Consider the following 19,208-nt stretch of genomic DNA (forward strand, 5'->3'; position numbering starts at 1 on the left):
GATGCGTGTAACACAAAGCATGCTTGCTAACAATATGCTGCGTAACTTAAGCCAGAGCTACGGCCAGATGGGGAAATACCAGGAGCAGCTTTCAACAGGAAAGAAAATTTCAAAGCCATCTGAAGATCCTGTGGTTGCAATGAAGGGAATTAACTACCGCTCCCAGCTTACCGAGGTGCAGCAGTACAAACGCAATATTGGAGAAGTGCATAACTGGATGGATAACAGTGACTCGGCTCTTGATAAAGCAACACAGGCGATGCAGCGGATCCGCGAGCTGACCGTTCAGGCGAGTAACGGTACATATGAAGAAGGACAGCGGGCGAATATCGCAAAGGAAATCCGCCAATTGAAGGATCACCTCGCCAGTATCGCCAATACGAAAGTGAACGATAAATACATTTTCAATGGAGCCAATACGACAGAAGCTCCCGTAGACCAGGACACATACACGGTTAACAACAGTGATTCTACGGTCGATATTCCTGTTTCTGCCGGTGTTAAGATGCAGGTGAATGTCGAGCCGGATCAAGTGTTTAACCAGCAGCTGTTTGATGACATTGAAAAATTTGCGGATGCTTTAGAAGGCACAGGAAGCGATGAAGATTTGGATCAATATTTAGATACCTTTGATTCTCATATTGATGATATCGTCAATACCCGCGCCGATCTTGGAGCGAGGATGAACCGTGTCGACTTAATTGAAGACCGTCTGTCCACGCAGGAAGTGACTGCGTCCCAAATGATGTCTGATAACGAGGATGCGGATATTGAAAAAGTCATTACGAATTTGAAAACGCAGGAAAGCGTCCACCGCGCCGCTTTGAGTGTTGGTTCACGAATCATTCAACCAACACTGATGGACTTTTTAAGATAAGGCTGTCTCTTTAGGGGCAGTCTTGTTTTTCTTCAAGGAGGGTGAGAGGATGGAGATGCCGAGGTTACAAGTAGAAACGACGCCGGCAAGACTCGGAATCATGACTCATAATGCCAGACAGACAATCCGCCAGCCGGATGCGGAGCTGTCGATTCAGCAGCCAAAAGCGAGACTGTTGATCGAACAGCGTCCAGGCAAGCTTACCATCGACCAGACGAGGGCGTGGCAGAACATTGATTTAAAAAGCATATTTGTCCGGAGTGACGAAATGGTGTCCGATGCCCGTCAGCTGTGGCTTGAAGGGATCGCCCGCGCGGCTCAGGAAGGTGATGAACTGATGCGGATTGAGCATAAAGGCAACCCGATCGCGACGCAAGCCGAAGAAAACTCGCGTTATCAATTCGAGCTTGATCCTGGCGGACTGCCGGCGTATGATCTCGTTGACATACACTATGCTCCATCCGAGGCTGAAATTAACGTTGAGCCTCAGAAGCCAGTCATTGAAGCCCAGCCAAGAAAACCTGAACTCGGCTACCAGCGGGGAAATGTTGATTTGCACATGGAACAGTATCCTGACGTAAAAATTGATTGGAAAGTATAAAAAGGACGGGAAAAAATAATGGAATTACAAACGAAGCACTTTGGCACTGTGGAAGTGGACGGGAATGAACTGATCCGGTTTGAACAAGGCATCCCGGGACTTGAACAATATAAGACGTATGCGCTTTTGCCGGTAGATGAAACGTCGGTATATTTTGCTCTGCAGCCGGTCGATGAAGCAGAAATCGCCTTGATCATTACGAACCCTTATTTATTTTATCAGCAGTATTCATTTGATCTGGATGAAGCGGTGAAAGAGGAATTAGCCATATCAAAACGGGAAGACGTAGCTGTTTATAACGTGATTACGTTAAAAGAGCCGTTCAGCTCCTCAACGATTAACCTGCAGGCGCCAATCGTTATTAATGTGGAATCGAAAAAGGGGAGACAGCTGATTTTGACTGATGACCATTACCACACCCGTCATCCATTGATCCAGTCACAAGAAGGTGGGGAACGCCGTGCTCATCCTTAACCGCAAAGAAGGCGAATCAATCCGCATCGGCGACGACATCGAAGTGAAAATTGTTTCTGTGGAAGGCGGCCAGGTTAAGCTCGGCATCGATGCCCCGCGAAGTTTGGACGTGTACCGAGAGGAAGTCTACCGGGCGATTCAAGAAGAGAACACCGAAGCGGCTTCGTTCTCCGGCGAACTGTTAAATTACTTAAAAAACCAAAAAAAAGATTAACAAATGTGAAAAGCTGTCCGATATAACTAATGTAAAACATTACAAAGTCGGCCGGCTTTTTGTTTTGTTAAAAAACCTGTTCCACAAGGACGTGGAACGTAAAATTCAAGGAGGAATCTTTTCTTATGAGAATTAATCACAATATCGCGGCATTGAATACTTACCGTCAGCTAGGACAGGCGAACAAAGCTATGTCCGGATCAATGGAAAAACTATCTTCTGGCATGAGAATTAACAAAGCTGGGGACGATGCAGCTGGTCTAGCGATTTCAGAGAAAATGCGCGGACAGATTCGTGGGTTGGATATGGCGTCTAAAAATGCACAGGATGGTGTATCATTCATTCAAACTGCTGAAGGTGCTTTAAATGAAACACATAGTATTCTTCAACGTATGCGTGAATTAGCAACACAATCAGCAAATGACACTAATACAGACTCTGATCGCGCTGAGCTTCAGAAAGAAGTAGACCAATTAGCTCAGGAAATTACTCGGGTTTCGAATAATACCGAGTTTAACACTCAATCATTGCTAAATGGTGGAATAAAAGATGGTAACCTTGGTAAGGCTACTTTTCATATTGGAGCAAATTCCGGCCAAAACTTAGGATTAGAAATAAATGCTATGGACGCATTTTCTTTGGGAGTAGGAAGAAATGTTACAACTGCAACTTTACAAAGTGGTGCAACAGATACTACAGGAGTTTCATTGGACGCTAGTGTAGGTTCTGGAGTTCTTAATGGAGCAAACCTCCAATTATCAGCAAAAGATACTGCTATTCAAGCTACAGAAACTAATACTAAACTTCAAACAGTAAATAATACTTCTAAGTATAATGGTTATACTGTATCTGTTACTTCTACTTCTGGTGCGGCTGATAGTTTTAATATTGATAATGATGCAAAGACAATTACAATCTCTTTAGATGCTGATGATACTGCCGCTTCAGTAGGTAGTGCTAACTCATTTATTAAAGCGCAAACAGGTGGATCAGATTTTGAATTTAGTGCGACACCAGTAGTAGGAACTGGCACTCTAGCAGGGGCCTTGCTGATGATGAAGTAAAACTATCACTAACTGATGGTGGTTCTTTAACAGAAGATGTTATTGTAAAAGATAATGCCTCTAGTGTTTCATTTACAGATTCCTCTAAATTTGCAGGAGTAAATATCACATTGGATGGTTCAGTAGATGTAAATACTGATGGCACAATTGATATAGCTACTACGGCAGCAAGTGCAGCAACATTTGCTAATGGTGATAAAACTGCTGATGCCGTATCATTAGGTGGTATTGACATCTCATCTCAATCTTCTGCAGATACAGCTATTACTAAGATAAATGATGCCATTCAAACCGTTTCTGCTGAGCGTTCTAAATTAGGTGCTTATCAAAACCGTTTAGATCATTCTATTAATAACTTAAATACATCTTCAGAAAACCTTACTGCCGCGGAATCTCGTATCCGTGACGTTGACATGGCGAAAGAAATGATGAACCAAACGAAACAAAGTATCCTTGCTCAGGCTTCTCAAGCTATGCTTGCAAAAGCAAACCAGAACCCACAAGGCGTACTTCAACTTCTACGTTAATCATTATTTTTAAACCCTTTCAAAATCTAAGCTTATGAAAGCCTGAAGATTTTTGAAAACTAGAATTTAATAAAGAGAACTGTATGGAATTTAATTCTATACAGTTCTCTTTTCTTTTATTTATTTGAGACTTACGCTTTCTATTCCTTCATTTGTTTCTATGAGTTTCCACAAGGCGCTTTAAAGGGCATGCCTTCGAGACCTGTAAATAAGGTAGTCTCATCCCCATGTCTATACTTTCATTCCTTATTCTTCAATTCAATCTAATATCTTTCTGTAACCCTTTATCTGAAGTTTCACTGTTTTGAAAGTCTGATAGATCCCTATGTTCTTCTGATTTTAGGAAACTGGAGTAACTCTTGGTTATAGTCCCAGGTTACATATGAATACAATCATTATCATGACAGTATTAGTCCTTCTATTCGAAAGAAAAGTCTATAAGATCATTGATTATCCAATGAGCGTTCGGTGGTGACGCCTGTGGGAACAGCGCGAGCCGAAGATCCACTTGGTCAAGTGGTCTTCTTGACCAAGTTAGCTGAGGCCGTGCCCGCGGCAAGCACCCTCCGATAAGCGATTCGTGAGAATCAACCCCTCTTAGATAGGAAGAAGTTTTTCACCTGCCTCCAAAATCGGAGGTTTTTTTCTTTAACTTTTTTCATTTAAACCGATATAAAAAGAAACACATATAGGACAGGGAGTTGTAGAAAGTGAATGTAGGACCCATTCTAACTCAATCACAACTCCTGCAGAAGAATTCATCTCAGCCCAGACTTCGTACATCAGTTCAGGAGCCAGAAACCGAAGCAGAAATTCAATCCGCAGTAAAGAATGAACAAGAACAGCAAGCACCGACGAAAGAGGATGTGAAGAAGGTTGTAGATGGATTGAACCGGTTTTTAGAGCCGGTGAAAACGTCGATTCGCTTCCAGTACCACGAAAAGCTGGAGGAGTATTACGTTACGATTGTTGATAACAAGACGGATAAAGTGATTAAGGAAATTCCGCCGAAAAAGATGCTCGATCTCTATGCGGCGATGGCGGAATCGCTTGGGATTATTGTCGATCATAAAATATAAGCAGGTGATAGAATGAACGATATGAGAGTTGGCGGCCTTGCCTCCGGAATGAACACCGATGAAATCATAGACAAGCTCATGAAGGCAGAGCGGATTCCGCTCGATAAAATGGAGCAGGACAAGAAGTGGATGACGTGGCAGCGGGATTCATACCGCGATGTCAATAAGCAGCTGCTTGAGCTTGATAACATGATGCTTGATATGAAGCTTGAGAGAACATATAACACGAAGACGACTTCTTCACCGTCTTCCGCTATTTCCGCAACAGCTACCGCAAGTGCCGGGAATGGCAACTACAATGTCCAGGTTAAAGAATTGGCGTCTGCTGCCTACAATTTGAGTGAAACGTCTTTGTCGAACGACCCGAATGACAAGATTGATCCGACGAAGCCGCTCTCTTCTCAAGCAGGAAAATTTGCTAATGCCATCGAAACCGGCACGATTACAATCGAAACATACGGTGAAGATGGGCCGACTTCCCTTAACGTAGACGTAACGATGGATAAATCGTTGAACGATATCCTCGGTGAAATTAACGATTCAGACGTCGGTGTGCGGGCGTTTTATGACCAAAGCGCAGATAAAGTGATGATTGAGCGGACTGAGACAGGGAATTTTAACACGGACGATTCCCGGTTTTTAGGGGCTGAAATCGGCTTTAACGGCTCTACGGCTGGATTTTTATCGAACACGCTTGGTTTAAAAAATGGCGATAATTCATCAGGGACCTGGAAGCTTAACGAAAAAGGCGGGACAGACGCTACCTTCGTATACAATCATGACCTCGAAATCAAAACCCATGACAACCACTATTCGATTAATGGGGTCGATTTTCAATTTAACAGTGTAATGGACAGCCCTGTGAACGTAAACGTATCGAACGACGTCGATGCAGCCGTCGACTCAATTACGAAATTCGTGGATAAGTACAACAAAATCATCGAAGACTTAAATGGCAAAATCGATGAAAAGCGCTACCGTGATTATCAGCCACTGACAGATAAGCAAAAAGAAGATATGGAAGATAAAGAAATCGAGCTTTGGAACGATAAAGCGAAAAGCGGCCTTTTGAAAAGTGATGGTGTCATTCGTAACGGGCTGTTTGAAATGCGTCAGAATTGGTATGGCAAAGTGGAAACAGGCGGCGAGTACACCCAGCTGTCTCAGATTGGCATTGAAACGTCTGCCAATTACTTAGATAAAGGAAAACTATTAATTAACGAAGAGGATCTCAGGGAAGCTCTGAGAAATGACCCGGATGCCGTCCATAAGCTGTTTGCCAGTGACGGGGAAGGTGCCAACCAGCAAGGGATTGTCCGCAAGCTGGAAGAGTCAATTGCCACGACGATGAAAAATATCGAGCAAAAAGCAGGAAAAGCTTCCAGTACGGAAGAGACTTACATGCTCGGGCGTCAGCTTAAGGATATGGATGACCGGATTGATCAGTTTGAAGATCGGTTAACGGATATTGAAGACCGCTACTGGTCCCAGTTTGGTGCGATGGAGAAAGCCATTCAGAAATTGAATTCCCAATCTTCGTATTTAATGCAGAATTTTAGTCAATAAAAGGAGTGCCGGCTACATGTCAATTCAAGCTTATCAAAACAATTCGGTGGAAACCGCTTCGCCGGGGGAGCTTACGTTAATGCTGTATAATGGCTGTTTGAAATTTATTAAACAGGCGAAAAAAGCGATGGAAACCAACCAGATTGAAGCGAAAAATACGAGCATTCAAAAAGCGCAGAACATCGTTCAGGAACTCATGGTAACAATGGATCAAGGGTATGAAATCACCCAGCAGATTCTGCCTTTATATGATTATATGAACCGACGTCTGATGGAAGCGAATGTGAAAAACGATTTAGAGATCCTGGAAGAAGTAGAAGGATTAGCGGTGGAATTCCGCGATACGTGGAAACAGGTTATATTGCAGACGAGAAAAGTCCAGTATGGCCAGGGCGGAAACGCGTAATGAGCGTTTGGAAGGATTTTTACGGATTAACGCTTAAGCTTGAGCTGACCTTAAACGAAAACGTCACCCGTGGTAATCGATCGGAAATCATCGAGCGCGTCAACGATATTCTTGACGAACGATCAATTCTCATGAAAGAATTAGCGCAGGTACAGTCAGCTGAAGAGAGAGACATGAAGGAGCAGGTGCTCGCTAAAGAACCGGAGCTCACCGCGCGTCTGGACGTGCTTTTCCGCGAGTTGAAGACTGAGATGCGCAATGTAAAAAAGACCAAATCCAGCAATCAGCGATATACCAACCCTTATCGCAGCGTTTCCAGCTATGATGGCATGTTTTTGGATCATAGAAAGTAGCAGGTGATTTTTTGACAGACTTAACGGTAGAACAGCACCACATGCTGAGGGAGTACGACCGGCTTTTGACGGTGACGAGTGAAGGCTTTCAATATTTAGAGGACAATACGAAAGAAGATGCGCCTCCTCAGGTGCAGCAGGTGTTTGAAGATGTGCTCTTGTCCTTTCAGCAAATGAGCAAAACGCATGAGCAGTTGGTTAACCTATTTCAAGAGGATCCTGACGTGAAAGGGATGATTGATGACTTTCACGAAATGGCTTTACTGCTGCAGGAATGGTTTGAGCTAGATACCCATGAAGAAAAGCAGCAGCTGCTTATCCAGCGGATCGTTCCGGCGTATGAAAGCTTTCGGGAGCAGATGCAGTTATTTGTGAAGCCGTACATCGCTCATTAATTACATACTTAGATGTACAAACCAGCCAAAAGGCTGGAATCTGGCTGTCGAGAATGTCTCGACAGCCAGATTTTAGTTTCAATCAAAGCACGACAAAATGAAATAGAAATCGTAACGATGGAAGAACTTGTGCCAGAAAACCAAAGAAGTGAAAAGGAGGGAGACCGATCCGAAGAGTGATTATTTATATCGGGAGAATAAGCGGCAGGGTTCTTCTATCTCGATCATTGTCACTACAAGTCAGACCTCTCTCAAGGTGCTGCTTCTCCATTACTCCTAACCTGTACCCAGAATAAGAACCATCAACAAACGCTGACGCGCCAGTTGTGGGAGGATGTCAAAGAGCAGGTTCGCTTGAACCGGCTTTGAACCGGCTTAATGAGGGACAATGGGTTTATAGAATGAGAAAAGAGAAAGTAGAGCGTAGCTTCACAGATTCAAAAGAACTGTATGGGCTGCTTTATTGCCGTTTGCGTAGAAAAGAAAAAGTAAAGGCACAGGCGCTGATGACAGCTGCCTATCAGAACATGAAGAAGACTCTCCTCCATCTAGCTAGGGTAAGCTAGGTGAAGGAGAGTCTTTTTCTGTCTTTAAAGAATACCAAGGAGCGAGGTCCCTTCCACTCCTGCGGAAGAACGAGTGGGCCGAGATCGCCGAGCATGGGTTTCGCGAGGAAGCTCGGGCGCTCGTCCGCGGAAAGGGAAGGGACCAACGCTCATGGCGGTAAGAAAAGCTTGTAGAGAAACACGGGGTTTCTCTACAAGCTGAAACCAGCCAAAAGGCTGGTTTTTCATTTTTACCATAAGGTTTTTCTGTTTGGATACGAAGGTTGTACGACCGAAGCATTCTCTGCAAAATAGGACAAAAGAACAATTTTAATAAAGCAGAAAATAGTCAAAAAACGCTTGAATTGCCTATAATAGCACAACTTCCCATCAATTTCCGACACAAATTCGTCAAAATATTTAGATAGTTTATGCAGGAATGGCCTTGGGTATGGTAGAATATATTACACATAAGGATGAAAGGAGGACACTTCTATGATGACGTACAACATTCGTGGTGAAAACTTAGAGGTGACGGATTCCATTAAGGAATATGTGGAGAAAAAGGTGGGCAAGCTTGAGCGCTACTTTGATACTCCGCCGACTTCTGAGGTTCATGTCAATTTAAGTGTCTATAATGATGAGCAGACTATCGAGGTCACAATTCCGATGAAGAACTTGCTTCTTCGAGCTGAGGAACACAACACAGATTTATACGCTGCCATCGACCTTGTGGTAGATAAATTAGAAAGACAGATTCGCAAGCATAAGACTAAGGTAAACCGAAAGTTTCGACAGGAAGGTGCACCTAAACATGTGTTTGCAGAAATGGAAAGAGAAGCTTCCCAAAGGCAATATGAGGAAGAAGAAGAAAGCGACTTCGATATTGAAATTGTAAGAACGAAGCGTTTTGATTTGAAGCCGATGGATAGTGAAGAAGCAGCATTGCAAATGGATATGCTGGGCCATGCGTTCTACGTTTTCACTAACGCGAATACTGATGAAACCAATATCGTTTATAAACGAAGAGATGGAAAATACGGGTTAATTGAAACCTGATAGACCTTTCAGGCATCCCTCTTCCGGAGGGATGCTTTTTCGTGGATATTCCTCGATCTCCCCCTTATATAAAACTTCTAGAATACTATTGAACCTTCATTATTACGCTCATCCCCCTTCCAAAAATGAAATTCTCTATCTGAATAATTCCTTTTCCTTTATAGGACAATTTACGACAACGCTTTTATGGAGATTACTCGTTTGTTCACCCCCATGATATAAATAGGATGTAAGATCCTTCCAAGGAGGCGATGAATTGAAAACGACGTATCTTTGCCCTGATTGCCGCGATTTGTCCCGGCGCCTGAAGCAGCAGGAAGAAGTGATTGCCCAGCTGGTAGACATTATTGCGGTTACCAACCGGCGCATTTATGACCTCGATCAGCGCCAATCCGGCATGGAGCATCAGCTCATCCGTGAGCACAACCCCCGCTATGCCCCTTCTACATCTTCATAAACCGCCTCCGCTAAGGGGCAGTTCATCCCCGGATTGCCCCTTATTCCTTTTATCGGATTTCGTTTGTTAAGCTTCTGTTTACATAGGGAGATTTATTGGCATCCTGTTCCTCTTAGTGTTATTATTGAGAGTGGATTATACTATTCAACCGAAGATTGGAAATCAATAGAGGAGCGGTTGCAATGCTTGGAACTTTAAAGAAAATTTTCGGCGACGGGAATACTCGTCAGCTGAAACGGTTAGATAAGATGGCGGACGATATAGATGCATTGGAATCTAAATACGAACAGCTGTCAGATGAAGAACTTCGCAACAAAACGGAAGAATTTAAACAACGCTACCAGGATGGCGAAAAATTAGAAGATCTACTAGTGGAAGCCTTCGCCGTAGTCAGGGAAGGCTCTAAACGTGTGTTAAATATGCGGCCGTTTAAGGTTCAGCTGTATGGGGCGATTGCCCTTCATGAAGGTAACATTGCCGAAATGAAAACAGGGGAAGGGAAAACCTTAGCTTCCACGATGCCGGCCTATTTAAATGCGATCACAGGTAAAGGCGTACACATCGTTACAGTCAACGACTACTTAGCTACTCGTGACGCAAGAGAGATGGGGGAACTCTTCCAATTCCTCGGCTTAACGGTAGGGCTGAACTTAAACAACATGTCCAAGGATGAAAAACGCGAAGCCTACAGCGCAGATATTACGTATGGAACGAACAACGAATTTGGGTTTGATTATCTGCGCGATAACATGGTGCTTTACAAAGAGCAGATGGTACAGCGCCCGCTTCATTTTGCCATTATTGACGAGGTGGACTCGATCTTAATTGATGAAGCGCGTACCCCGTTAATCATATCCGGAACAGCTTCTAAATCAGCCGATCTTTACCAGACGGCTAATTCGTTTGTCCGGCTGTTAAATGAAGACGACGATTTTACGTATGATGTTAAAACGAAGAACGTAATGCTCACGGAGGAAGGCATCAATAAGGCGGAAAGCTTTTTTAAAGTGGACAACCTGTTTGACCTCGCTAATGTGACGTTAATTCACCACATTAACCAGGCGTTAAAAGCCCATACGAGCATGCACCGGGATACTGATTATGTCGTGGATGACGGCGAAGTAGTCATCGTGGACCAGTTTACCGGGCGCCTGATGAAAGGCCGCCGCTACAGCGATGGTCTGCACCAGGCCATTGAAGCAAAAGAAGGCCTTCAGATCCAGAATGAAAGCATGACGCTTGCTTCGATTACCTTCCAGAACCTGTTCCGCATGTACGAAAAACTCTCCGGGATGACGGGTACAGCGAAAACAGAGGAAGAAGAGTTCTTAAACATTTATAACATGCGCGTTATCGTCATTCCGACGAACCGTGAAATCATACGTGATGATAAGGCGGACCTCGTTTACAAAACGATGGACGGCAAATTCCGTGCGGTTGTAGAAGATATTAAGGAGCGCCATGAAAAAGGCCAGCCGGTGCTGGTCGGTACTGTGGCGGTGGAGACATCCGAAATTATCTCAAAATATTTGAATAAAGCGGGCGTCCCGCATAACGTCTTGAACGCGAAGAACCACTTCCGTGAAGCGGAGATTATTGAAAAAGCCGGCGAGCAGGGAGCGGTTACCATTGCGACCAACATGGCCGGCCGTGGTACCGACATTAAGCTCGGTAAAGGCGTTAAGGAAGCAGGCGGTCTTGCGGTTATCGGTACAGAACGCCACGAATCCCGCCGGATCGATAATCAGCTCCGCGGTCGTTCCGGTCGTCAAGGCGACCCTGGGATGAGTCAATTCTACCTGGCCACCGATGACGAGCTGATGCGCCGGTTCGCATCTGACAATATGAGGAACATGATGGAGCGTCTAGGTATGGATGACTCCCAGCCGATTGAAAGTAAGATGATTTCCCGTGCCGTAGAATCTGCCCAGAAGCGGGTGGAAGGAAACAACTTTGACGCACGGAAAACCATTCTTTCCTACGATGACGTCCTGCGTCAGCAGCGTGAAGTGATCTACAAGCAGCGCTACGAAGTGTTAACCTCAGAAAATCTGCGCAGCATTATTGAACAGATGATTGAGCGAGCTGTTCAGCGTACCGTAGAAGTCCATACGTCAGATGAAGAGGACGAAAACTGGGAGCTTGAAATGATCGTCGATTACGTCAAGGCGAACCTTCTGCAAGAAGGAGATATTACCCTTGACCATATCAAAGGATTAGACCCTGTCGAAATGCAGGAGAAAATTCTTGAAAAAGTGAAAATGCGTTATGACGAAAAAGAAGAAGAGCTCACCGAAGAGCAGATGCGTGAGTTTGAAAAAGTGATTCTGCTTCGTACGGTCGATCAGAAATGGATGGACCACATCGACCAGATGGATCAGCTGCGTCAGGGAATCCACCTGCGTGCCTATGGTCAGAATGATCCTCTTCGTGAGTATCAATTCGAAGGTTTCCGTATGTTCGAGGAAATGGTATCTGCGATTGATGAAGAAGTTGCCCGCTACGTTATGAAAGCAGAGATCCGCAGCAACCTGCAGCGCGAAGAAGTCGCACAAGGAGCAAAAGCGGTCTCCAACAGTGATAGTGAGGAAAGTAAAGAGAAGAAAAAGAAACAGCCTTATGTGAAAAAAGATACCGTCGGCCGTAACGACCCATGTCCTTGCGGAAGCGGCAAAAAGTACAAAAACTGTCACGGCAAATAAGAGACAGGCAGGCACTCTCGTTCATCCGAGGGTGTCTTCCCTTATGGAAAATAAATCGGCTACAGGAGTGATGGATTATGGATATGGCAGAAATTCGCCACGAATTGGATAATACAGCTAAGCGTTTAGCGGACTTCAGGGGGTCTCTTTGACGTCGATCAAAGAAAGACGAGAATAGCTGAACTTGAAGAACAAATGACTGAGCCAGGCTTCTGGGATGACCAGAATACAGCACAAAAAGTAATCGATGAAGTCAATGGGCTGAAAAATCTCGTTCATACGCTGGAAAAGCATGAGGAAACGCATGAAAACCTTGAGGTTTCCTATGAATTAGTGAAAGAAGAAGATGACGAAGACTTGAGAACAGAACTCGTAGAACAAGTACAGGAACTGCGGAACGACTTGAACCAATTTGAATTAAATATGCTGCTCAGCGAGCCTTATGATAAAAACAATGCGATCCTTGAGCTTCACCCGGGTGCCGGCGGAACGGAATCGCAGGACTGGGCCAGCATGCTGCTTCGTATGTACACCCGCTGGGCTGAAGATAAAGGCTTTTCGGTACAGACGATGGATTATCTGCCGGGAGAAGAAGCCGGAGTGAAAAGTGTCACCTTGCTTATTAAAGGCCATAACGCCTACGGCTACTTAAAAGCAGAAAAAGGCGTTCACCGCCTCGTGCGGATTTCGCCGTTTGACTCTTCCGGAAGACGTCACACGTCCTTTGTTTCCTGCGAAGTGATGCCGGAATTTAATGATGAAGTAGAAATTGACGTCCGCACAGAGGATTTGAAGATCGATACGTACCGTTCAAGCGGTGCAGGCGGGCAGCACGTCAATACAACCGATTCTGCGGTCCGTATTACTCACCTGCCGACCAATACCGTCGTCACATGTCAATCGGAGCGGTCGCAAATTAAAAACCGCGAGCAGGCGATGAAAATGCTGAAGGCCAAGCTCTATCAGCTTGAAATTGAGCGCCAGCAGCGGGAACTTGATGACATCCGCGGCGAACAGAAAGAAATTGGCTGGGGAAGCCAGATTCGCTCCTACGTGTTCCATCCTTACTCTATGGTGAAGGACCACCGCACGAACGTTGAGGTAGGAAACACGCAAGGCGTGATGGACGGCGATCTCAACAAGTTTATTGATGCCTATTTGCGTTCCACAATGGATGCCTGATTCAAAAGCTCTCACTGATCCCAGTGAGAGTTTTTTTATACACGCCGCTTTACTGTGTTAATGCGTTATCTGAGTCTCGTTTACAGCTCGAAGAAGGAGTGATATACTCCTTACGGTTTATGTGAAACGTTAAACAGGGGGAATCGCACCATGATGATGATGGCAAAAAAATACCGTCGGGAACCGATGCCTCACCACCTGCGCGAAGCGCTTGATTATGTGCTCGTGATTGTAGGGGCTTTTTTTGTGGCTTTGGCATTTAATATATTCTTACTTCCGAATAATATTGCTTCTGGCGGCGTCGCTGGAATCAGTACCATAACGAAAGGTGTGTTCGGCTGGGAGCCGGGATCGTCCAGTGGGTGCTTAATATCCCGCTTTTTATTACCGGAGTTATAATTCTTGGTAAAAATTTCGGCATTAAATCATTTGTCGGAACCATGGTTTTACCGGGCTTTGTTATTTTAACGAGCAGCCTCGAACCAGCCACTCCGAATCCGCTGCTCGGAGCTATTTTCGGCGGCATGGGCGTTGGTTTAGGGCTTGGAATTGTATTTCGAGGACGAGCTTCCACGGGCGGCATTGACCTCGCGGCACAAGTCGTTCACAAGTTCACGCATCTTCCTCTCGGGATCAGCGTAGCGATGCTAGATGGAATGATCGTTTTAACGTCAGCGATCGTCTTCTCGGTGGAAGAAGGGTTATATGCGCTTATTGGGCTGTTTGCCACGAGCCGGACGATTGATTTTGTCCAGGTCGGATTAAATACATCGAAAAATGTCATGATTATTACGGAGAACATCGATGAAGTACGAAGCGCGATATTAACGGAAATCGACCGCGGAGTCACTGTCCTGAGTGGAGCAGGGGGATATACCGAACGGGAACGACAGGTGATTATGTGTGTCGTTCAGCAGAACGAATTCATTAAATTGACACAAACGGTTAAAACGATTGATCCTGGGGCTTTTGTCGTCGCTATGAACGCGACAGAGGTGTTCGGAGAGGGTTTTAAAACATCTTAACTAGGTTATAATATCTCTGTGTTTTGATATTTTGCGCAGTAAAGGGGGAGCATCGTGAAAAAACTCTTATTCGGTCTGTTCTTTGTTTCTTTTCTAGCTTTAGGCGCCTGCAGCGGCGGAGGAGATGAAGAAGGTGCCGGTGATCAATCGGATCCATCCACTGAAGAGAATGCGGATCAAGGAAGCAGTGAGCAAGCGAATTCAGATGTGGATGCTAAAGAAGCAAAGCAAGCCTTTGAAGAAAATAACTGTATCAGCTGTCACGGAGGGGATCTGAGCGGAGGATACGGACCTTCCTTGCAGAAAGTAGGAAAGAAATACTCCGAGGATGATATTAAAGAAATCATCTCCAAAGGAAAAGGGAGTATGCCGCCTCAATCGGTGAGCGATGAGGATAAGAATTTAATTGCAAGCTGGCTCGCCGCCAAAAAATAGCGATACTTAACCGAAGCCTGACTTTTTTAAAAGTCGGGCTTTTTTTCTAGGAAAAAAGAAGGGGTTACGAGAAATTTGGCGAATTATATCAAAGTGAAGGGGTTTATGAAATATAAATGTAATAATTTTATGTCTAAAAAAATAGAAATAAGATGTTATAATGGGTACGGACTTGGGACAGATAAACTGTCACAAACACGCATCATGATAATAAACAAAAAAATTAAGGTGATTGATTCTATGATAAATATGAAGGGTGTATATAAGACGTATCCCAATGGTGTTACAGCTTTGAATGGTATTGATGTACATATCGATCAAGGAGAATTTGTTTATATTGTAGGACCGAGTGGAGCTGGTAAATCGACATTTACCCGGCTGATGTTCCGTGAAGAAAAAGCAAGCAAAGGAACCGTGCTCGTGAACGATATTAACTTATCATCAATTAAAGAAAGACGGGTCCCGCATTTAAGACGTCAAATCGGTGTCGTCTATCAGGATTTTCGTTTACTTCCTAAACTAACAGTCTATGAAAATGTAGCGTTTGCTTTGGAAGTCATCGAAGAGCAGCAAGCAAGTATAAGACGACGTGTCATGGACGTCCTCGATCAGGTGAGGCTTAAGAATAAAGCCCGCTTTCTGCCGGACGAGCTGTCCGGGGGAGAACAGCAGCGTGTTTCCATTGCCCGGGCAATTGTGAATCATCCCGGTTTATTGATCGCAGATGAGCCTACCGGAAATCTTGACCCTGAAACCTCCTGGGAAATCATGCACATTTTAGAGGAAATTAATTCAGGTGGTACTACAGTATTAATGGCTACCCACAATCAGGATATCGTAAACACATTCAGGCAGCGGGTTATCGCTATTGAAGACGGCATGATTGTGCGCGATGAAAGCCGAGGGGAGTATGGCTATGAAAATTAGAACTCTCGGCAGACATATTCGTGAAGGTAGTAAAAGTGTGGTCAGAAATGGCTGGATGACGGTTTCTTCTATCGGGGCGGTTACAACAACGTTACTGCTCGTCGGCGTATTTCTCGCCGTGATGCTGAACTTAAATGAAATCGCAAGTTCTGTCGAAAAAGATGTTGAGATAAAAGTACTAGTTGAATTGACAGCCAATGATCAGGAAATCGATGATCTTGGTGATAAGCTGAAGGATATTCCCGAGGTAGGCACGGTGGATTTTTCTCCTAAAGAAGAAGAGCTGAATGAGCTGATCGACAGCCTCGGCGATCAAGGGAAAGCATTTGAATTATTTAAACAAAGCAATCCGTTAAACGATGCTTATGTAGTAAAACCTGAAAACCCGGTTGATGTGATTGACATTGCTAATAAGGTGGAAGGGTTTGACCACGTGTACAAAGTGGACTACGGCGAAGAGATTGTGCAGCGTTTGTTCCAGTTTAACCAATATGCAAGAAATATTGGCTTGGCGCTCATCATCGGCCTTGTCTTTACGGCAATCTTCCTCATTTCCAACACCATTAAAATTACGATTATCGCCCGCCGTAGAGAGATAGGAATTATGAAGCTTGTAGGAGCAACGAATGGATTTATCCGCTGGCCGTTTTTTATAGAAGGTATGTTGCTGGGAGTTCTTGGATCAATTATCCCGATCGCAGGTGTCGTGTCTGCGTACTACTACTTGTACTACCACTTGCGGGATCGGATTCAGTTTGATTTTGTTCACCTTCTTCCTTTTAATCCGTTTGCATGGCAGCTCGCAGCTATTATTCTAGCTATTGGAGCATTCATAGGGATTTGGGGAAGCGTGATGAGTGTACGGAAATTCTTAAAAGTTTAATTGGAAAAGGGGAGAAAAGGGCCGGATGAGAAAGTTCAATCTATCAGTATTATCTACACTACTCATTGCCGGGGCACTGCTCAGTTCGTCTGGGCATGTGTCCGCCAATTCAGATCTAGATGACGTAAATGGAAAACTTAACGACCTTGAAAAGCAGCAGGGGGATGTCAATAATAAACAGGATGACGTCTCAAGCAAAAAGAAAAAGACAGAGCAGGAAATCAAAGAAAACGAAAAGCAGCAGTCCAATACGGAATCAAAGATCACGAATCTTGAAAACAAGCTGAAGAAGAATGAACAGAAGCTTGCCTCGAAGAAAGAAGAAATCAAACAGACCGAAGAAGATATTAAACAGCTCAAAAAAGAAATTGCTCAATTAAAGAAACGAATTGAAGAGCGTGAAAAGCTTTTGGAAAAACGATTGAGAGCCATGCAGCAAAGCGGCGGAGATGTCAAATATCTTGAGGTCATCATGGGGTCCCAAAGCTTCGGCGATTTTCTGGACCGTGCTTCTGCAGTGACGACGATTATGGACCAGGATAAGAACATTCTTGATACCCATATGAAAGAGAAAAAGCTTCTTCAAGAGAAGAAAGTAAAAGTAGAAAAGAAGAAGAAACAGCTGGAAGAAGCGAAGAAAGAGCTCGAATCCATTAAAGCTGAACTGGACAAGCAGAAAGCAGAAAAACAAAAGCTGCTTGATCAATTAAAAGATCAGCACGATGAATTACATAGCCACAAAATGGAACTGAAAGAGCAGCAGGAAGTTCTTGATAAACAGGCAGCATCCATCAAAGAAGCTATGGAAAAAGCTCAGGAAAGACAATCTGAAATTGAAGCTGAAATCAAAAGAGAAAAAGAGAGAAAACGTAAAGAAGCGGCGAGAAGAGAAGCAGCTAAAGCCAGCTCATCTTCCAGTTCATCGTCAAGCTCGTCATCAAGTTCAAGCTCAAGTTCATCCGGCTCATCAGGAGGCTCTGCTCCAGCAGTAACGAGTGGAAACTTCATGCGGCCGACGACCGGGATCATTACTTCAGGCTTCGGACCACGTGGATCTGAATTCCACCCTGGCGTGGATGTTGCCAACAGCAGCGGCACACCAATCGTAGCAGCGGCATCCGGACAAGTGTTCCGTTCCTACAAATCGAGCAGTTACGGCAATGTAGTATTTATTACCCATTCCATTGACGGTCAAATCTATACAACGGTTTATGCGCATATGAGCGGCCGCGCCGTCAGCGAAGGCCAATACGTAGAAAAAGGCACCCGGGTTGGCTCCATGGGAACAACTGGACAATCTACCGGTCCTCATCTGCACTTTGAACTTCACCGCGGCACTTGGAATTACGGAAAAACCAATGCCATTAATCCAAAGTCAATGATTAATTTCTAAGCTTACTAGCAGACAACGATCGTGCACAGCCTTCTCTTTTAGAGACTTGCTGTGCACGATTTTTTTCGAGAACAAAAGAAAAGACCCTGCCGGCAGGGTCTTTTCACTTATTTATTTTCTTTGCCGATTTCCGGGAGAATGCTTTTCGCTACTTTTTCGTCCAACGCTTCATAATCATAGTATTTAATTGTTTCGTACAGCTCCTCGCGGGACTGCATATCCTCCAGTCGACCCTTTTGAGTATCTTTTTCCATGATTTCCTTGAAAATGCGCTCGTAAGCTTTGGCAGCCGCGCGTAGGGAGGTGACGGGGTAAATCACCATATCCATTCCAAACGAATGGAATTCTTCACCTGTGAAGTAAGGTGTTTTTCCGAATTCGGTCATGTTAGCAAGCAGAGGAGCTTTTATAGTTTTAGAAGCGTGTCGAAAATCGTCTCCGCTTGTTAACGCTTCTGGAAAAATAGCGTCTGCGCCAGCTTCTACATATAAGTTTGCCCGCTCTACTGCTTTTTCCATTCCTTCCACGGATTTGGCGTCTGTTCGCGCAATAATGACCAGTGTCGGGGCGGTTTCTTTGATCGTTCTAATTTTTTGCATCATTTCTTCTGCTTCAATCAGTTTTTTCCCGTTTAGATGGCCGCACTTTTTAGGAAGCAGCTGATCTTCAATCTGGACAGCTGCAACCCCTGCGTCAACCATTTCTCTTGCCGCACGGGCAACGTTGATGACACCGCCATAACCGGTGTCAATATCGACAAGTACAGGAAGGTCGGAGGCGCGGACAAGCTCGGTTGCTTTTTCAGCCATCTCATTCGAATAGATAAGCCCGAGATCAGGCAGAGCGCGGCTGGCCGTGTAGGCGGCCCCTGAGAGATAGAGAGCTTTAAAACCCACATCCTTTGCGATTTTTGCGGACATCCCATCGTGAGCACCAGGGATTTTCAATATTTCGGGCAGTTCGATCAGCTCCCTAAATTCTTCAGCACGCTCCGGCTGTGTGGATCTTGGTTCAACAATCCAGGACATAGAAAGTTCCTCCTTA

The 19,208-nt window shown here is 44.6% G+C and carries 21 protein-coding genes and 2 pseudogenes; 22 read left to right on the forward strand and 1 reads right to left on the reverse strand.

Annotated elements, in window-relative coordinates:
• The first annotated feature begins 1 nt into the window (after position 1).
• The 22 genes and pseudogenes from flgL (at position 2) to MUN89_RS07395 (ending at position 18,164) form a co-directional block, all read left to right on the forward strand.
• The gene (gene flgL, locus MUN89_RS07290) at positions 2 to 877 is read left to right on the forward strand and encodes a flagellar hook-associated protein FlgL (RefSeq protein WP_244712558.1); all 876 of its coding nucleotides are present in this window, start codon (positions 2 to 4) and stop codon (positions 875 to 877) included.
• Positions 878 to 926: 49 nt separating this feature from the next.
• On the forward strand, positions 927 to 1,478 hold the full coding sequence (locus tag MUN89_RS07295) for a DUF6470 family protein (protein ID WP_244712559.1): 552 nt from the start codon (positions 927 to 929) through the stop codon (positions 1,476 to 1,478).
• Between the two features lie 18 nt (positions 1,479 to 1,496).
• Positions 1,497 to 1,952 (forward strand): flagellar assembly protein FliW, encoded by a 456-nt coding sequence (fliW, locus tag MUN89_RS07300; RefSeq protein ID WP_244712560.1) that lies wholly within the window; start codon positions 1,497 to 1,499, stop codon positions 1,950 to 1,952.
• Positions 1,939 to 2,166 (forward strand): carbon storage regulator CsrA, encoded by a 228-nt coding sequence (csrA, locus tag MUN89_RS07305; protein WP_244712562.1) that lies wholly within the window; start codon positions 1,939 to 1,941, stop codon positions 2,164 to 2,166. Before fliW ends, csrA begins: the two co-directional genes overlap by 14 nt.
• A 125-nt stretch (positions 2,167 to 2,291) precedes the next feature.
• On the forward strand, positions 2,292 to 3,230 hold the full coding sequence (locus tag MUN89_RS07310) for a flagellin N-terminal helical domain-containing protein (RefSeq protein WP_244712563.1): 939 nt from the start codon (positions 2,292 to 2,294) through the stop codon (positions 3,228 to 3,230).
• Positions 3,231 to 3,424: 194 nt separating this feature from the next.
• Positions 3,425 to 3,757, forward strand: a pseudogene (locus tag MUN89_RS07315) (flagellin); the annotation flags it as partial.
• Between the two features lie 710 nt (positions 3,758 to 4,467).
• Positions 4,468 to 4,836: a flagellar protein FlaG gene (gene flaG / locus MUN89_RS07320; RefSeq protein ID WP_244712564.1), complete on the forward strand. Its 369-nt coding sequence runs from the start codon at positions 4,468 to 4,470 to the stop codon at positions 4,834 to 4,836.
• A gap of 12 nt (positions 4,837 to 4,848) precedes the next feature.
• The gene (locus tag MUN89_RS07325) at positions 4,849 to 6,402 is read left to right on the forward strand and encodes a flagellar hook-associated protein 2 (protein ID WP_244712565.1); all 1,554 of its coding nucleotides are present in this window, start codon (positions 4,849 to 4,851) and stop codon (positions 6,400 to 6,402) included.
• A gap of 16 nt (positions 6,403 to 6,418) precedes the next feature.
• Positions 6,419 to 6,808 (forward strand): flagellar export chaperone FliS, encoded by a 390-nt coding sequence (gene fliS, locus MUN89_RS07330; protein WP_244712566.1) that lies wholly within the window; start codon positions 6,419 to 6,421, stop codon positions 6,806 to 6,808.
• Positions 6,808 to 7,161, forward strand: coding sequence for a flagellar protein FliT (locus tag MUN89_RS07335; RefSeq protein WP_244712567.1), 354 nt, complete (start codon positions 6,808 to 6,810; stop codon positions 7,159 to 7,161). Before fliS ends, MUN89_RS07335 begins: the two co-directional genes overlap by 1 nt.
• A gap of 11 nt (positions 7,162 to 7,172) precedes the next feature.
• Complete coding sequence (locus tag MUN89_RS07340) at positions 7,173 to 7,556, forward strand: DUF8042 domain-containing protein (protein ID WP_244712568.1); 384 nt, start codon at positions 7,173 to 7,175, stop codon at positions 7,554 to 7,556.
• 12 nt (positions 7,557 to 7,568) lie between these two features.
• The gene (locus tag MUN89_RS07345; RefSeq protein ID WP_244712569.1) at positions 7,569 to 7,736 is read left to right on the forward strand and encodes a hypothetical protein; all 168 of its coding nucleotides are present in this window, start codon (positions 7,569 to 7,571) and stop codon (positions 7,734 to 7,736) included.
• Between the two features lie 185 nt (positions 7,737 to 7,921).
• On the forward strand, positions 7,922 to 8,122 hold the full coding sequence (locus MUN89_RS07350; protein ID WP_396266084.1) for a transposase: 201 nt from the start codon (positions 7,922 to 7,924) through the stop codon (positions 8,120 to 8,122).
• 477 nt (positions 8,123 to 8,599) lie between these two features.
• Positions 8,600 to 9,160 carry a ribosome hibernation-promoting factor, HPF/YfiA family gene (hpf, locus tag MUN89_RS07355; RefSeq protein WP_244713630.1) on the forward strand — a complete coding sequence of 187 codons (561 nt, stop codon included), beginning with the start codon at positions 8,600 to 8,602 and terminating at the stop codon, positions 9,158 to 9,160.
• A gap of 256 nt (positions 9,161 to 9,416) precedes the next feature.
• Complete coding sequence (locus tag MUN89_RS07360) at positions 9,417 to 9,617, forward strand: hypothetical protein (RefSeq protein ID WP_244712570.1); 201 nt, start codon at positions 9,417 to 9,419, stop codon at positions 9,615 to 9,617.
• A gap of 182 nt (positions 9,618 to 9,799) precedes the next feature.
• Positions 9,800 to 12,319, forward strand: a complete 2,520-nt coding sequence (gene secA / locus MUN89_RS07365) for a preprotein translocase subunit SecA (protein WP_244712572.1) — start codon at positions 9,800 to 9,802, stop codon at positions 12,317 to 12,319.
• A gap of 77 nt (positions 12,320 to 12,396) precedes the next feature.
• Positions 12,397 to 13,501 (forward strand): peptide chain release factor 2 gene (gene prfB / locus MUN89_RS07370; protein ID WP_244712573.1). Its coding sequence is split into 2 segments (ribosomal slippage): positions 12,397 to 12,468 and positions 12,470 to 13,501, totalling 1,104 coding nucleotides; the frame shifts between segments, so codons are not numbered across the junction.
• 186 nt (positions 13,502 to 13,687) lie between these two features.
• Positions 13,688 to 14,526 (forward strand): annotated as a pseudogene (locus tag MUN89_RS07375) (YitT family protein).
• 54 nt (positions 14,527 to 14,580) lie between these two features.
• Positions 14,581 to 14,961: a cytochrome c551 gene (cccB, locus tag MUN89_RS07380; protein WP_244712574.1), complete on the forward strand. Its 381-nt coding sequence runs from the start codon at positions 14,581 to 14,583 to the stop codon at positions 14,959 to 14,961.
• A gap of 240 nt (positions 14,962 to 15,201) precedes the next feature.
• Positions 15,202 to 15,888, forward strand: coding sequence for a cell division ATP-binding protein FtsE (ftsE, locus tag MUN89_RS07385; RefSeq protein ID WP_244712575.1), 687 nt, complete (start codon positions 15,202 to 15,204; stop codon positions 15,886 to 15,888).
• Complete coding sequence (ftsX, locus tag MUN89_RS07390) at positions 15,878 to 16,771, forward strand: permease-like cell division protein FtsX (RefSeq protein ID WP_244712577.1); 894 nt, start codon at positions 15,878 to 15,880, stop codon at positions 16,769 to 16,771. The genes ftsE and ftsX overlap by 11 nt, the downstream gene beginning before the upstream one ends.
• Before the next feature lie 25 nt (positions 16,772 to 16,796).
• Positions 16,797 to 18,164, forward strand: coding sequence for a murein hydrolase activator EnvC family protein (locus tag MUN89_RS07395; RefSeq protein ID WP_244712579.1), 1,368 nt, complete (start codon positions 16,797 to 16,799; stop codon positions 18,162 to 18,164).
• A 107-nt stretch (positions 18,165 to 18,271) separates the two neighbouring features.
• Here the strand turns inward: MUN89_RS07395 and prpB are convergent, their stop codons facing one another.
• On the reverse strand, positions 18,272 to 19,192 hold the full coding sequence (gene prpB / locus MUN89_RS07400) for a methylisocitrate lyase (RefSeq protein WP_244712581.1): 921 nt from the start codon (positions 19,190 to 19,192) through the stop codon (positions 18,272 to 18,274).
• Between the last annotated feature and the right edge of the window lie 16 nt (positions 19,193 to 19,208).

Origin of the sequence: Halobacillus salinarum (assembly GCF_022919095.1) — a bacterium.
In the GTDB taxonomy this organism is placed as follows: domain Bacteria; phylum Bacillota; class Bacilli; order Bacillales; family Halobacillaceae; genus Halobacillus_B; species Halobacillus_B salinarum.